Source organism: Janthinobacterium sp. 344, from assembly GCF_900112025.1.
In the GTDB taxonomy this organism is placed as follows: domain Bacteria; phylum Pseudomonadota; class Gammaproteobacteria; order Burkholderiales; family Burkholderiaceae_D; genus Janthinobacterium.
Genome location: NZ_FOKL01000008.1, coordinates 53,654 through 68,682, shown reverse-complemented (window position 1 = coordinate 68,682; position 15,029 = coordinate 53,654). Strand labels below are relative to the sequence as shown.

Annotated in this window: 13 protein-coding genes and 1 tRNA gene; 10 read left to right on the top strand and 4 right to left on the bottom strand. The window is 62.5% G+C overall.

The genetic code is table 11. The features are described from left to right. Positions 1 to 163: 163 nt before the first annotated feature. On the top strand, positions 164 to 1,258 hold the full coding sequence (aroC, locus tag BM193_RS20660; RefSeq protein WP_092800322.1) for a chorismate synthase: 1,095 nt from the start codon (positions 164 to 166) through the stop codon (positions 1,256 to 1,258). A 74-nt stretch (positions 1,259 to 1,332) separates the two neighbouring features. Here aroC and BM193_RS20655 read toward each other — a convergent pair whose 3' ends face one another. Beyond that, on the bottom strand, positions 1,333 to 2,829 hold the full coding sequence (locus BM193_RS20655) for an HDOD domain-containing protein (RefSeq protein WP_092800325.1): 1,497 nt from the start codon (positions 2,827 to 2,829) through the stop codon (positions 1,333 to 1,335). Beyond that, positions 2,826 to 4,565: a putative bifunctional diguanylate cyclase/phosphodiesterase gene (locus BM193_RS20650; RefSeq protein ID WP_092800328.1), complete on the bottom strand. Its 1,740-nt coding sequence runs from the start codon at positions 4,563 to 4,565 to the stop codon at positions 2,826 to 2,828. The genes BM193_RS20655 and BM193_RS20650 overlap by 4 nt, the downstream gene beginning before the upstream one ends. A gap of 371 nt (positions 4,566 to 4,936) precedes the next feature. Between BM193_RS20650 and BM193_RS20645 the strand changes: the two genes are divergently transcribed. The 4 genes from BM193_RS20645 (at position 4,937) to BM193_RS20630 (ending at position 8,311) form a co-directional block, all read left to right on the top strand. Further along, complete coding sequence (locus BM193_RS20645) at positions 4,937 to 6,619, top strand: isovaleryl-CoA dehydrogenase (protein WP_175533368.1); 1,683 nt, start codon at positions 4,937 to 4,939, stop codon at positions 6,617 to 6,619. A gap of 154 nt (positions 6,620 to 6,773) precedes the next feature. Beyond that, the gene (upp, locus tag BM193_RS20640; RefSeq protein WP_010398816.1) at positions 6,774 to 7,424 is read left to right on the top strand and encodes a uracil phosphoribosyltransferase; all 651 of its coding nucleotides are present in this window, start codon (positions 6,774 to 6,776) and stop codon (positions 7,422 to 7,424) included. A 22-nt stretch (positions 7,425 to 7,446) separates the two neighbouring features. Beyond that, entirely contained in the window at positions 7,447 to 7,809 is a 363-nt protein-coding gene (locus BM193_RS20635; protein WP_092800334.1) for an Hpt domain-containing protein, read from the top strand. 298 nt (positions 7,810 to 8,107) lie between these two features. Further along, complete coding sequence (locus BM193_RS20630) at positions 8,108 to 8,311, top strand: cold-shock protein (protein ID WP_010398811.1); 204 nt, start codon at positions 8,108 to 8,110, stop codon at positions 8,309 to 8,311. A 322-nt stretch (positions 8,312 to 8,633) separates the two neighbouring features. On the opposite strand, the gene BM193_RS20625 is transcribed toward BM193_RS20630, so the two are convergent. Then, positions 8,634 to 9,545 (bottom strand): LysR family transcriptional regulator, encoded by a 912-nt coding sequence (locus BM193_RS20625; RefSeq protein ID WP_092800337.1) that lies wholly within the window; start codon positions 9,543 to 9,545, stop codon positions 8,634 to 8,636. 213 nt (positions 9,546 to 9,758) lie between these two features. On the opposite strand from BM193_RS20625, the gene aceB reads away from it, so the two are divergent. Further along, positions 9,759 to 11,357, top strand: a complete 1,599-nt coding sequence (gene aceB / locus BM193_RS20620; protein ID WP_092800340.1) for a malate synthase A — start codon at positions 9,759 to 9,761, stop codon at positions 11,355 to 11,357. 90 nt (positions 11,358 to 11,447) lie between these two features. Here aceB and gloB read toward each other — a convergent pair whose 3' ends face one another. Further along, positions 11,448 to 12,257, bottom strand: coding sequence for a hydroxyacylglutathione hydrolase (gene gloB / locus BM193_RS20615; protein WP_092800343.1), 810 nt, complete (start codon positions 12,255 to 12,257; stop codon positions 11,448 to 11,450). 19 nt (positions 12,258 to 12,276) lie between these two features. On the opposite strand from gloB, the gene BM193_RS20610 reads away from it, so the two are divergent. From BM193_RS20610 to BM193_RS20595, 4 genes are all read left to right on the top strand, one after another. Further along, positions 12,277 to 13,053 (top strand): class I SAM-dependent methyltransferase, encoded by a 777-nt coding sequence (locus BM193_RS20610; RefSeq protein ID WP_092800346.1) that lies wholly within the window; start codon positions 12,277 to 12,279, stop codon positions 13,051 to 13,053. Next, positions 13,046 to 13,483, top strand: a complete 438-nt coding sequence (gene rnhA / locus BM193_RS20605; protein WP_092800349.1) for a ribonuclease HI — start codon at positions 13,046 to 13,048, stop codon at positions 13,481 to 13,483. The genes BM193_RS20610 and rnhA overlap by 8 nt, the downstream gene beginning before the upstream one ends. Positions 13,484 to 13,703: 220 nt before the next feature. Further along, positions 13,704 to 14,420, top strand: coding sequence for a DNA polymerase III subunit epsilon (gene dnaQ, locus BM193_RS20600; protein ID WP_092800351.1), 717 nt, complete (start codon positions 13,704 to 13,706; stop codon positions 14,418 to 14,420). Between the two features lie 81 nt (positions 14,421 to 14,501). After that, positions 14,502 to 14,576: transfer RNA gene (locus BM193_RS20595), tRNA-Val, on the top strand. Positions 14,577 to 15,029: the final 453 nt, after the last annotated feature.

Genomic DNA, 15,029 nt, shown 5'->3' with positions numbered 1-15,029 from the left:
GAAAAAATAACGCGGGATTTTAAAATGGCGGTTTGGGGCGCGGCGAAAGGCGCGGCGGCAGGGCCGGTGGCGGGTAAATATCGGGCGGTGGCCTGGCATTAGCGGCATGGCCTGCCCCGCAGGCTGGTAGAATGGGGTTTTCCAGTCCTTCACACTTCCTACTATGTCCGGCAATTCTTTTGGCAAGCTGTTTACTGTTACCACTTTCGGCGAATCGCATGGCCCGGCCATCGGCTGCGTGATCGACGGCTGTCCTCCGGGACTGGTCCTGTCGGAGGCCGATATCCAGCCCGAGCTGGACCGCCGCAAGCCTGGCACTTCGCGCCACGTGACGCAGCGCCAGGAGTCGGATACGGTCGAGATCCTGTCGGGCGTGTACCAGGGCGTGACGACGGGCACGCCCATCGCGCTGCTGATCCGCAATGAAGACCAGCGCAGCAAGGATTACGGCAATATCGCGGAAAGCTTCCGCCCCGGCCACGCCGACTACACCTACTGGCATAAATACGGCGTGCGCGATCCGCGCGGCGGCGGCCGCTCGTCGGCGCGCCTGACGGCGCCCGTGGTGGGCGCGGCGGCGATCGCCAAGAAATGGCTGCTGCAGCAGTACGGCACCACGTTCAAGGGCTGCATGAGCCAGCTGGGCGACATCCCCGTGCCGTTCCAGTCCTGGGACCACGTGCATGCGAACCCGTTCTTTGCCGCCAGCGGCGACGCGGACCTGATCGCGCGCATGGAAGCGGCCATGGACCAATTGCGCCGCGACGGCGATTCCATCGGCGCGCGCATCGACGTGATCGCGCAGAACGTGCCCGTCGGCCTGGGCCAGCCCATCTACGACAAGCTGGACGCCGACATCGCCTACGCCATGATGGGCATCAATGCCGTCAAGGGCGTGGAAATCGGCGCCGGCTTCGATTCGGTGGCGCAAAAGGGTTCCGAGCACGGCGACGAACTGACGCCCGAAGGTTTTATTGGCAATCACGCCGGCGGCGTACTGGGCGGCATTTCGACGGGGCAGGATATCAGCGTCTCGATCGCCATCAAGCCGACCTCGTCGATCCGCACGCCGCGCCGCTCGATCGATAAAGAGGGCAATCCCGTGATGGTCGAAACGTTCGGCCGCCACGATCCGTGCGTGGGCATCCGCGCCACGCCGATCGCCGAAGCCATGCTGGCGCTGGTGCTGATCGACCACGCCCTGATGCACCGCGCGCAGTGCGGCGATGTGTCGGTGAATACGCCGAAGCTGAAGTAATTGACCCGAGAGGCAAGATCTGGGGTCGGACCTTCAAGGTCCGACCCCGGCAGTTCTGCCGTTGGGGGCGGGTTTTATGCTACTTTATTCGCCACCAGCTCAAGCTGGTGGCGCATCTCCACCGACTGCACCAATAACGCCCGGATATCGTTGATCAGGTTGAATTCCGTCTGATTCAATTGGATCGGCGGGAAGCTGTCGTCCCAGTCGCCGTATAAAAATCCCGTGGGGTGGCCGTTGGCCGACAGCGGCAGCACGACGAAGCTGCGCGCTTCCGACAGGGTGGCTTTCCACCATTGCGGCAGCTTGGCGGCGAATTTCGGGTCGCGCGCATTGTCGATGAAGATCACGCGGTCGCTATTGAGGGCCGCGTGGAAGACGTTCGGTTCATATGCGTCGCCAAACACCATCAGGTCCTGCAGGTCGGCCATGCCGTCGCCCAGGCTGATGCGCGCCGAATACAGATGGTCCTTGTGGTTGCGCACGAAGGCCACCGAGCGCGAAAAATCAAAACCCTGGTGCAGCGTTTCCAATGCCATCGAGACCATCTGGCCGGGACTGGCGCTGCCGATGGCGCCGCGCAGGTCGGCCAGGCCGCTGATCAGCACGCGGTTGCCTTCGGCGCGCATGCGCGTCGACGCCAGCTGGCGCGCGCGCCGTTCGGCCGGCTTCGACAGGGGCGCGATCGACAGGTCGGCCGCCGCCATGGCCTTGGCCTTGTCCACGGCCACCACCAGGTCGGTGGCGGTGATGCCCAGGGTGCCCGCATAGTCGTCGATCAGCGCGTGCACCTGCGCCGCGCCGGCCGCGTCGTCATGCCACAGCGAGTCGGCGCAGCGCGCCGCCATGGTCGACAGGCCCGCCATCCAGTCGGCGCCGGTGACGGGCGCGTTGTCGGGCGACGGGTCCATCGGACGCATGCCATTGATCAGGTGCTGCGGCAGGCCCCAGTGGGCGGCCGTGGCATAGCCCACTTCCGGCAGCGACAGGCCGAGGATTTCGCGCGCGGCGGCCGCCTCGTTGCCGGGGCCAGCGTGCGCCTGCATGCGGGCCCAGAAATCCGTCATGTAGAACGTCACCATCATGCGGCCCAGCGTGTGCAGCATGGAGCAGACCACGGCCTGTTCCGCCTGCAGGCTGCCGGCGCTGGTGGCCACCTGCTGTGCCACCATCCCGGCCAGCACGGCTTTTTCCATTTCCACGTGGGCGCTGACGGAATCGGGAGACGCCTGCGACAGTTCCTCGATCAGCTTCAGGCCCAGCGCCAGGTGGCCGATGGCGTCGATGCCCAGCACCAGCACCGCCTTCGACACCGTGTTGACCCGCTGGCCAAACGCGGAATACATGCCGCTGTTGGCCAGCCTGAGGACCTTGTGCGTGAGGACGGGATCCGACAGCACCGTTTGCGTGATGTCGAATTCGTGGTCATCCTCGCCGCGCATGGCGCCCAGGATGGCGCTGATGGCCTTGGCGAAGCCGGGCATGTCGCCCTGCTGGCGCGTGCGCGCCCACAGCAGGTCCAGGGTGTTTTTGCCGAGCTGTGTCGGCGCCGTGAAATGACCTGGATTCATTGCACACCTCCGCGCAGCTCATGGGCAGACGGCGTGGGCACCAGCGCCGCATAGGTTTTTTCACTCAAGGCCGATAGCGCGGCGTGCGCCGGCATCGGTTTTCCCGTCAGATAGCCTTGTACGTAATGACAGCCGCGCGACTCCATGAAATGCATCTGCTCTTCCGTTTCCACGCCTTCGGCCACCACCGACAGATTCAAGTGCTTGGCCAGGTCGAGAATGGTATTGCAGATGGCCGCATCCTTGCTCGATGCAGGCAAGTCCTTGATGAAGGTGCGGTCGATCTTCAGCACGGAAATAGGGAAGCGCTTCAGGTACGCCAGCGAGGAATAGCCGGTGCCGAAATCGTCGATGGCGATGCGCGCGCGGCGTTCCGTCATCTTGCCGAGGATGGTCTCCGCATGCACGGGATCGATCATCAGGGTGCCTTCCGTGATTTCCAGCACCAGGTGGTCGCCGGAGAGTCCCGAAAAGGCGATGGCGTCATCGAGCACGTCGAGGAATTTATCGTTGCGGAACTGGCGCGGGCTGATGTTGACGGAGATGTACAGGGGGCGTTTGGCCACGTCCTGAAACTGCTTGAGCTGCACGCAGGCCGCCTTCAGCGCCCAGGCGCCCAGCAGGTTGATCAGGCCATTCGCTTCGGCGATGGGGATGAAGCGCACGGGCGGCACCAGGCCCAGTGTCGGATGCTTCCAGCGCATCAGGGTTTCAAAACCCTGGATCTGCCGCGTATGCGCATCGACGATGGGCTGGTAAAAGAGCAGGAATTCGCCTTCGCGCACGGCATGGAACATGGCCGCTTCCAGCGAGATATCGTGTTCCGACGGGCCGTTCAGGCGCGGGCTGTAGACCAGGCAGCGGGCCTTGCCCGTTTCCTTGGCGCGCGACATGGCCGCATCGGCCAGCGCCACCAGGCGCACTTCGTCTTCCGCGTGCAGCGGATAAATGGACACGCCCACGGAGGCGCCCACGTAGATCGTGTGGCCGTCGACTTCGAACGGCGCCTGCAGGGTGGCCAGCAGGCGGCCCGTCACCAGCTTGATTTGCGCATCGGTGGCGCTGCCCGGCAGCACGGCGACGAATTCATCGCCGCCCACGCGCGCCAGCGTATCGCTGTCGCGCAGGGTCTTGCGCAGGCGCGCCGCGGCCAGGCGCAGCACGGCGTCGCCGACGGGATGGCCGAGACCATCGTTGACCTTTTTAAAGCCGTCGAGGCCGATGGTGGCGACGGAAAATCCCTGGCCCGAGCGCGCCGCCTGGGCGATCACCATGCGGATGCGGTCCGACAGCAGCAGCCGGTTCGGCAAGCCGGTCAGCGCATCGTGCGTGGCCATGTGGCGCAAGCGTTCTTCCGTGTTGTGCTGGGCCGACGTATCGCGCCCGACCACCAGCAGTTCGGCGATGCCGGCCGCGCTCATATAAGAGGACAGGCGCAGCTCGAACCAGATTTCCTGGTCCGGCGTTTGCAGGCGCACTTCCAGGCGGCCCGGTTCTTCCAGCGCGTCTTCGAGCGCCGCCTGCAGCGCGGCGCGCGACGCCTCGGCCGCCAGCGGCAGCAGCAGATGGCCGGACAGGCCGTTGGGCGCGCCGAACAGCGTGGCCGCGCGCTTGCTGGCAAACAGGATCAGGCCGTCCGCATCGAGGCGGAACACGACGTCGCCAGCCTCTTCCATGAGGTTGTCCAGCTCTTGGCGAGCTTCGCGGTGGGCGGCGGATGGGGTACTGGAAAACATCGTGCTGGCTTTTACCTTTTTTTATCAGTGTTGGCACCCGCTGCAGGGCAGGGCGCCAACGAAAAATGCATGGTGCTGTTTGCCCCTTGCCGGGCAACGAGTCGCTATCGGAACGCGATCCACACGAAATGTATCATTGAAAAGCATCGGAATACATGAAATAGAGCAACATTGCTTCAGGTTTTGTAAATATTCCTGCCTTGTATGAAAAAAATCAGCCCGCTTTTGTGCTGGCCGATTTTTATCCCGCATGGCGCCACTGCGGCGCGCTTGCCCCGCCAGCGTGTTTGCGCTAGTCTGGCTCACGGACGATGCGGACGATGCGCCAATTGCGGCAAGGGCGCCATGATAACAAATCGCGGGAGATGCCCATGAATGCCTTTGATACGCACGAAGTTTTCAACCAGGCCACGCCGTTTGAAAACGTCAATCTGTTCGCCTGCGACCCGGCCCTGATCGAAGCCTTGCTGCGCGAAGGGGGAGGCGCGGCGCTGCAGGAACTCGATGCGCTGGGTGACAAGCTGGGCCGTGCCGCCACCTATGCGCTGGCGCGCGAGGCGAACCGGCACGGGCCGGAACTGCAGCAGTTCGACCGCGCCGGCCGGCGCATCGATGAAGTGATTTTTCATCCCGCCTGGCATGAGCTGATGGCCATCCTCGTCGGCGCGGGCGCGCACGCTGCGCCATGGGCCGCGCCGGGGCCCGGCGCCCAGGTGGCGCGCGCGGCCGCCTATCTATTAGTGGGGCAGGTGGAAAACGGCGCGCAATGCCCTGTCACCATGACATACGCCTCGGTGCCGGCGCTGCGCCAGGCGGGCAACCTGCCGCAGATCGCCGCGCGCTGGTTGCCGAAAATCCTCTCGCGCGAATACGATCCCCGTTCCTTGCCGGTGGAACAAAAGCGCGGCGCCCTGGTCGGCATGGGAATGACGGAAAAGCAGGGCGGCTCCGACGTGCGCAGCAATACCACGCGCGCCACGCCCGTGCCGCCGGCCGAGGCGCGCAGCTTGTTCGGCGAGCAGGCGGACGGCGCCTGGCGCATCGTCGGCCACAAATGGTTTTTTTCGGCGCCGCAAAGCGATGCCCATCTGATCCTGGCGCAGGCCGACGATGCCGGATTGTCGTGTTTCTTCGTGCCCCGTTTCCTGCCCGACGGCAGCCGCAACGCCGTGCGCCTGCAACGCTTGAAGGATAAGCTGGGCAACCGTTCGAACGCCTCGGCGGAAGTGGAGTTCGTCAACGCCTACGGCTGGCTGGTGGGCCAGCCGGGGCGGGGCATTCCCACCATCCTGGAAATGGCCAGCCACACGCGCCTCGATTGCGTGCTGGGCAGCGCCGGCATCATGCGCGCCGCCCTGACCCAGGCGCTGCACCATGCGCGCCAGCGGGCCGTGTTCGGCAAGCCGTTGGTGGAGCAGCCCCTGATGCAGAACGTGCTGGCCGACCTGGCGCTGGAATCCGAGGCGGCCACGGCGTTTGCGCTGCGCCTGGCCCGCTGCTTCGATGAAAAGGCGGATCCGCGGCAAGCCATGCTGGCGCGCGTGCTCACGCCGGCCGGCAAATACTGGATCTGCAAGCGCGGTCCCGGTTTCGGCTTTGAAGCGATGGAGGTGCTGGGCGGCACCGGCTACGTGGAAGAGGCCCCGCTGGCGCGCCTGTACCGTGAACTGCCCGTCAACTCGATCTGGGAAGGCTCGGGCAATGTGATGTGCCTCGACGTCTTGCGCGCCTTCGGCAAGACGCCCGTCGCGCGCGACGCGCTGGCGGCCGAGCTGGCGCTGGCTGGCGATGAGCACGCCGCTTTTGCCGATTATCGGGCGCGCCTGCTGGCCGACCTGGACGGGCCGCAGACGGATGAATTCGGCGCGCGGCAATTGGCCGAGCGCATCGTGCTGGCCGTGCAAGCCGGCTTGCTGCTGCGTCATGCGCCGCCATGCGTCGCGCAAGCGTTCCTGCAATCGCGGCTGGTGCAGGCGCCGGGCGGGGCATATGGGCGTCTGCCGGCCGGCACCGATTGCGCGGCCATCCTGGCGCGTGCGCTGCGCGAATATTGACCTTGCATCGGCGCCGGCCGGCAATTATTTCGCAAATTCCGGCCACAGGCGGGCTGCGGACTGGGATAATGCTGCAATCCATCATTTTATCGATACATAGCGCGCTTGCGGTGCAGGCATGCCGCCGCCTAGATAGCAGAGAAAGAAAAACAACATGAAACAAGATCCACGCTTCCCGAATTTGTTCATTACCGATCATCCTTTGATCCAGCACAAACTGAGCCACATGCGCGAGCACGACACGTCGACGCGCACGTTCCGTGAGTTGCTCAAGGAAATCACCTTGCTGATGGGTTACGAGATCACGCGCGACTTGCCGCTGACCACCCGCGAAATCAAGACGCCGCTCGTCACCATCGACGCCCCTGTCATCGCCGGCAAGAAACTGGCCATCGTGCCCATCTTGCGCGCGGGCATCGGCATGAGCGATGGCCTGCTGAACCTGGTGCCATCGGCGCGCGTGGGCCATATCGGCGTGTACCGCGACCCGGCCACGCACATGCCGGTGGAATACCTGGTGCGCCTGCCGGACCTGAACGAGCGCACCTTCATCCTGTGCGACCCGATGGTGGCGACCGGCAATTCGGCCGTGTACGCCGTCGATGTGCTGAAAAAGCGCGGCGTGACGGACGAGCAAATCATCTTCCTGGCCCTCGTGGCCGCACCGGAAGGCGTGACCGTGTTCCAGAACGCGCACCCGAACGTCAAGATGTTCTGCGCCTCGCTCGATTCGCACCTCGACGACCACGCCTACATCGTGCCGGGCCTCGGTGATGCGGGCGACCGTATCTTCGGCACCAAGTAAGCGGCTTCAGGCGAGTATTGCGATGGCAACCTTGATCGATCCGGATTTTCGCGCCCGACTGCGCGCCTTGAACGACAAATATGCGGCTGGCGTACCGGCCCTGATGCAAGCCATCGCGCAGGCGCAGGCCCGCTGCGACGGCGAAGGGCCGCGCCTGGAACCGCTGACGGACCTGCACCGGGCCCTGCACGCGGTGGCCGGCTCGGCCGCCACCTTCGGCTTCGCCGCGCTGGGCCAGGAATGCCGGCGCATCGAGCAGCTGGTGCGCACCCTGCTCAACGAGCCGGGGCAGGTGCTGGCCGAATGGCCTGGCGTGAGCGCGCAGGTGGGGACGTTGTTGCGCTGGGCCGAATGCAATGCGGCCGCGCCCCATTTCACGGCTTGAACGACAGTATTGCGGTGGTGTGGTTGCAATGATTCATTTGATGCAACGCAAAGCCGTGTGTTCCCAGATTAGGATATAGTGTCTCCATGCCGCTGGTACAGGGCGCCGCAAGACCGGGATTTGGCTATTAAAGTGGTGTTCGCAAGTTTATTTTGCGAAAGAATGGTTTTTCTCAGTTTTGTTGGTATAATTGGGCATCGTTGGATTCGAGGTAGTTGTGCAGTTTGTCTGTCATTTCTTTCTTGCTTCAAACGATATAACGGGCGCAAGCCCAACTTAACTGAAATAGGAAATTGTAATGGCAACTGGCATCGTAAAATGGTTCAATGATTCGAAGGGTTTCGGCTTTATTACCCCTGACGAAGGCGGCGAAGATCTGTTCGCTCACTTCTCGGCTATCCAGTCGAACGGCTTCAAGTCCCTGCAAGAGAACCAACGCGTTTCTTTTGAAGTGACCGCTGGCCCTAAAGGCAAGCAAGCTTCGAACATTCAGCCAATCTAATACGCTGGATCAAACGAAATAAAGAAATCCTCGGTCTCCGAGGATTTTTTTTCGCCTGAATTTCCGTGATGCATGGGATTTGCGTGGGCTGCGCGCTCCTTTCGGCGTGCTTGCGTCGCCGTGTAGGTCGGCGTGGCGCTTGCGCGTAAGCCGACATGTGTAGGCGCGCACTTTCTGTCGCTGCTGTGCTGGAGGTTGTCGGCTGACGCTGCGCCAAGCCGGCCTGCGCCGACCTGCGCCAACCTGCGCCGCTTCCCCGCCAGCGTCACGACGCGGGACCCAACCGCCTCTGCCGACGCACAGCAGGTGGGGTCAGGCGTCCTCAGATCGCGCGTTCACGCCAGTAATCCGCTTGCGAATAGCTGTGCCGCAAAAAATCCACGAACGCCCGTATGCGCAGCGGCAAGTGCCGGCGCTGGGCGAACACGGCATAAATATCGTTGCCCGGCGCCGCGAACTGCTCCAGCACCGTCACCAGTTGCCCCGATTCGATTTCCGCGCCCACTTCCCACATCGAACGCCAGGCAAGTCCTTTGCCGGCCAGTGCCCAGTCGTGCAGCACTTCGCCATCGTTGCAGACCATATTGCCCGCCACCTTTAAAACCACATTCTTGCCGTTTTCGCGGAAAGTCCAGCCCCGCTGGCTGCCTTCGCCACTGATCGCCAAGCAATTATGTTTCGCCAGGTCGGCCGGGATGCGTGGCGTGCCGGCCCGTTTCAAATAGGCGGGCGAGCCGACCAGCACGCGCTGGTTGTCGGCCAGTTTCGTGCTCACCAGCGAGGAATCGGACAGGCTGGCGATGCGGATGGCCACGTCGATGCCTTCGCCGATCAGGTCGACCAGGCGGTCATTCAGGTTCAGCGACACCGTCACGTCGCGGTGCTCGGCGACAAACGAGGGGATCAGCGGCGCCACGTGCTGGCGCCCGAAGCCGGCCGGCGCGGAAATCAGCAAATGGCCGCTGGCCTTCACGCTGCGTTCTGCGACGGCCGATTCCGCTTCTTCCAGCTCGCCCAGGATGCGCTGGCAATCTTCCAGGAAGGCGGCGCCTTCATTCGTCAGCGCCAGCTTGCGCGTCGTGCGCTGCAATAGTTTCACGCCCAGGCGCTGTTCCAGCGCGTCGAGGCGGCGCCCGATCATGGCTGGCGCGATGCCTTCCGCGCGCGCGGCCGCCGACAGGCTGCCTTTCGCCACCACTTCCACGAAGGTCGATATTTGTCTGAACTGGCCCATTCCATGCTCCCGCGATGCCGTCACTTGTGATAAAAACGCATAGATGAAGTGATTTTTAATCTCGTTTCCATGCTTTATAGTGCATATACTATAGATCATTAGCCGCCGGGCAGGGTGTTTTTGCCCTTGTCGTGACAGGCGGGTGCAGTTGCGCAGCTTATACTTGGATCACCAGATTACTTTTGCTTATATTGACTAAAAACGGAGAACTTCATGACGCAGAATACGATCGCACTTCCAGAAGGCATGCAAATCACGGGCGAGATCCAGCCTGGTTACGAACAGATCCTGACGCCCGCAGCGCTGGCGCTGGTGGCCAAGCTGACGCGTGCATTCGAGCCGCGCCGCCAGGAGTTGCTGGCCGTGCGCGTCGAACGCGCCAAGCGCCTCGATGCGGGCGAGCGTCCTGATTTCCTGCCAGAAACCGCACACATCCGCGACGGCGACTGGAAGATCGCGCCGATCCCGAAGGCGCTGGAATGCCGCCGCGTGGAAATCACGGGCCCCGTCGAGCGCAAGATGGTCATCAACGCCTTCAATTCCGGCGCGGATAGCTACATGACGGACTTCGAAGACTCGAACACGCCGAACTGGGACAACCAGCTGACGGGCCAGATCAATATGTTCGACGCCGTGCGCAAGACGATTTCGCTGGAGCAAAATGGCAAGTCGTACAAGCTGAACGACAAGATCGCCACCCTGGTCGTGCGTCCGCGCGGCTGGCACCTGGATGAAAAGCATGTGCTGGTCGACGGCAAGCGCATTTCCGGCGGCATCTTTGATTTCGCCCTGTTCATGTTCCATAACGCCAAGGAACAACTGGCGCGTGGCGCCGGCCCGTATTTCTACCTGCCGAAGATGGAATCGCATCTGGAAGCGCGTTTGTGGAACGATATCTTCGTCATGACGCAAAACGAGCTGGGCTTGCCGCAGGGGACGATCAAGGCGACCGTCCTGATCGAAACCATCCTGGCCGCCTTTGAAATGGATGAAATCCTGTACGAACTGAAAGAGCACAGCTCGGGCCTGAACGCGGGCCGCTGGGATTACATCTTCTCGTGCATCAAGAAATTCAAACTGGACAAGGATTTCTGCCTGGCCGACCGCGCCAAGGTCACGATGACGGCGCCCTTCATGCGCGCGTATGCCTTGCTGCTGCTGAAAACGTGCCACAAGCGCGGCGCACCGGCCATCGGCGGCATGGCGGCCTTGATCCCGATCAAGAACGATCCGGAAAAGAACGACATCGCCATGGGCGGCGTGCGCAACGACAAGGCGCGCGATGCCACCGACGGCTACGACGGCGGCTGGGTGGCCCATCCTGGCCTGGTGGAACTGGCCATGGGCGAGTTCACGAAAGTGCTGGGCGACAAGCCGAACCAGATCGAGAAACAGCGTCCCGACATCGACGTGAAAGCGTCGGACCTGCTGAACTTCCAGCCGGAAGCGCCGATCACGGAAGCGGGCTTGCGCTACAACATCAACGTGGGCATCCACTACCTGGGCAGCTGGCTGGCCGGCAACGGCTGCGTACCTATCCATAACCTGATGGAAGATGCGGCCACGGCCGAGATCAGCCGTTCGCAAGTATGGCAATGGATTCGTTCCACCAAGGGCGTGCTGGAAGATGGGCGCAAGGTGACGGCCGAGATGGTGCGCGCCATGATTCCGGAAGAGCTGGCCAAGGTGCAGCGCGATGCGCCAGGCGGCAACGGCCCGACTTACGTGCGCGCCGGCCAGATTTTTGAGGAAATGTCGACTTCGGAATCGTTCGCCGAATTCCTGACCTTGCCGTTGTACGAGGAAATCTGATCCTGATCAAATAGATCGATAAAAAAATCCCGGTGATGTATTACCGGGATTTTTTTGCATTCATGGCGGCAACGCCAGACAATGGCGTCCTCAGAAATTATTCTTCCACATCCGCAAGGCCGCAAACGCTTCCACGGGCGACGCATCGGCCGCCAGTTTGCCTTCCACTTTCAGGCTGTTCAGGATGGCCGGTTCGCGGTAGCGCAGGAAGGGGTTCGTGGCCTTCTCAAGAGCAATGGTCGACGGCACGGTCGACAAACCTTGCTGGCGCTTTTCCGTGTCGATGGCGATGCGTTCCTGCAAGGCCTGGTTGCCGGGCTCGACGGCGTTGGCGAAGCGCAGGTTGGACAAGGTGTATTCATGCGCGCAAAATACCTGGGTGTCGTCGGGCAGGGCGGCCAGCTTGCCCAGCGAATCGGCCATCTGGCCCGGCGTGCCTTCGAACAGGCGACCGCAGCCGCCCGCAAACAGCGTGTCGCCGGAGAACAGCCATGGCGCCTCGCCTTGCTCCGTTCGCTGGCGTACGTAGGCGATATGCCCCTTGGTATGGCCGGGCACGTCGATGACGGTCAGCTGCAAGCCCAGTTCGGGCACATAGGCGACATCGCCTTCGGCAAGCGGTTCCGTGATGGCTGTGATAGCCTCATTGCGGGGGCCGAACACGGGCACGGCGAAATGCTGCAACAATTCAGGTACGCCACCCGTGTGGTCAGCGTGGTGATGCGTGAGTAAAATGGCAGACAAGGTCAGCTGATGCGCCTTGAGCGCATGGAGGATGACCATGGCGTCGCCCGGGTCGACCACGGCGGCGTGGCGGCCGTCGTGGATCAGCCACAGGTAATTGTCGGCAAAGGCGGGCACGGCAAGTACCGATAATGGGTGTTCAGGGGATTGGGTCATGAGTAAAAGAGAAAACTGAATGGACAGTGTGGCATCCGAAAAATCCATTATAGCGCTTGATGGCTGGCTGCAGACACCGGCCGGTCTGTACGTGCGTGCGTGGGAGCAGCAATGCCTGGACAGTCTGACCGTCGATATCTTCGGTTTTAATGCCGTGCAGATAGGCTTGCCCCAGCTCGATACGCTGGCCGCCAGCCGCATGCCCAATAAATGGCAGCTCGATTCGCGCCTGCCACCGCGTCCGCCGCAGGGCAGCCGCACCACCCTGGTGGCCGCGTTTGACGAGTTGCCGTTCGATTCGCAAAGCCTGGACCTGGTGGTCTTGCCACACGTGCTGGAATTTGCCGCCGAGCCACACCAGGTCTTGCGCGAGGTCGAGCGCGTGCTGATCCCGGAAGGGCGCCTGATCGTCTGCGGTTTCAATCCGGCCAGCCTGTGGGGCGCGCGCCAGGGGCTGGGGCGCGTCACGGGCCGCCACTATCTGCCGCAGGCGGGCGAGCTGATCTCTATGCCGCGCATGAAAGACTGGTTAAAATTGATGAACATGGGCGTCAGCCAAAGCCATTTCGGCTGCTACGCGCCCGCCTGCCGCACAGAAAAATGGCTGCGCCGCAATGCCTTCATGGACAGGGCGGGCGCGCGCTGGTGGCCATATCTGGGCGCAGTGTATATAGTGCAGGCGATCAAGCGCGTCAAAGGGATGCGTTTGATCGGTCCGGCGTGGACCAAGAAACCGGCGACGGCGCCCGCAGGCGCACCGGTCACGAATAAAAGGCGGGAACAGCAAGATGGATAAGGTAGAGATTTACGCCGATGGCGCATGCAAGGGCAATCCCGGCACAGGCGGCTGGGGCGCGCTGATGGTGGCCGATGGCGCCAAGAAAGAAATTTACGGCGGAGAATTGAATACGACGAATAACCGCATGGAATTGAAAGCCGTGATCGAGGCCTTGACGGCCCTCAAACGTCCATGCCAGGTGGTGATGTATACCGATAGCCAGTACGTGCAAAAGGGTATCAGCGAATGGATCCACGGCTGGAAGGCCCGCGGCTGGAAAACGGCGGCCAAGGCGCCCGTGAAAAACGTCGACCTGTGGCAGGCGCTCGATACGGCCCAGGCCGTACATGAAGTGGAATGGCGCTGGGTGCGCGGCCACAATGGCCATCCGGGCAACGAACGTGCGGATGAACTGGCCAACCTGGGCGTGGAAACCGTGCGCGCGTAAGAACGCCCAACCCAACCTGCTGCGTGTCGCGCTTTGCGGCCTGTGATGCTCACCGGCTCGGCGCCCCCCCGTACCAAGTACGGTTGCGCTTCTCGGCCACACATCACTGCCGCTCGCTACGGTTTGGTTGGGCGGTCGAACATGTCTGGGTGCGATTGCGGCAGCACACAGGTTTGCTATACTGTGCCCTTCGCTTTTTGCTTTTAAGACTGAATCTGCCATGCGTCAAATTGTTCTCGATACTGAAACCACCGGCCTGAATCCGCGTACGGGCGACCGCATCCTGGAGATCGGCGCGGTCGAACTGAACAACCGCATGTTGACCGGGAATAATTTTCACCACTACATCAATCCCGAGCGCGATTCGGAAGAGGGCGCGCTGGCCGTCCACGGCTTGACGACGGAATTCCTCAGCGACAAGCCGAAATTCGCGGAAATCGCCGATGAATTTCGCGCCTATATCGCCGGCGCCGAACTGATCATCCACAATGCCCCGTTCGACATCGGCTTCCTGAACGCGGAATTCAAGCGCTTGAACCTGCCGCCCGTGCACGAGCAAGTCCACGGCGTGATCGACACGCTGGTGCAGGCGAAGGAAATGCATCCCGGCAAGCGCAACTCGCTCGACGCCCTGTGCGACCGCTACGGCGTCTCGAACGCCCACCGCAAGCTGCACGGCGCGCTGCTGGATTCGGAATTGCTGGCCGATGTTTACCTGGCCATGACGCGGGGCCAGAACAGCCTGAGCATGGAAGAAGAGGTGGAAGTGGCCACCGATGGCACCGCGCTGGAAATCGTGCCCCTGGCCGAAGTCATCTTCCTCAGCGCCAGCGCCGACGAACTGGCCGCCCACGACGCCACCATCGCCGGCCTGGACAAGGCCGCCAAGGGCCAGTGCATCTGGAGCGCCGTGACGGCGCCACCCGCAGCCAGCTGAGAAAAAGGCAGGGCGCAGAAAATTTCCTGTCTCCAGCCCTTGCAGATGCCGCAACACCTATGCGATAATTCGCCTCGCTTCGGGAGGTTAGCTCAGGGGTAGAGCACTGCATTCACACTGCAGGGGTCGCAAGTTCGAAACTTGCACTTCCCACCAAGAATTCGTTTGATATCAAAGGCTTACACTGATCTGGTGTAGGCCTTTTTTGTTTGGTACGGGAAAAGTACGGGAAACAGTCTCGGATCAATGTGGACGATGCTGGACATAGAGAGGATCGCTGCGCTGGCGTTGCGATTCTGACGGCCGTTCGCTCAGGAGAGGTCAGGTGGCGGGCGCGGTGGCGGTAGATTGACTTGGAGGCGGCGCTGTGGGCGATTCCAGCGCAGCGGATGAAGGCCGGCAAGGAGCATCGCGTGCCGCTGTCTTGTGAGGCGCTTGCGCTGCTGCGGGCAGTCCGCGTCAAGGGGACGTCATCTTTTCAGGTCGCAAGCGTAGCGCTCAGTTGTCGGACATGAGTTTGACGGCAGTCTTGCGCTGCATGCAGTTTGACGACATTACCGTACATGGTTCCCGTTCTTCGTTCCGCGACTGGCGCGCCGAGGCGGCAGC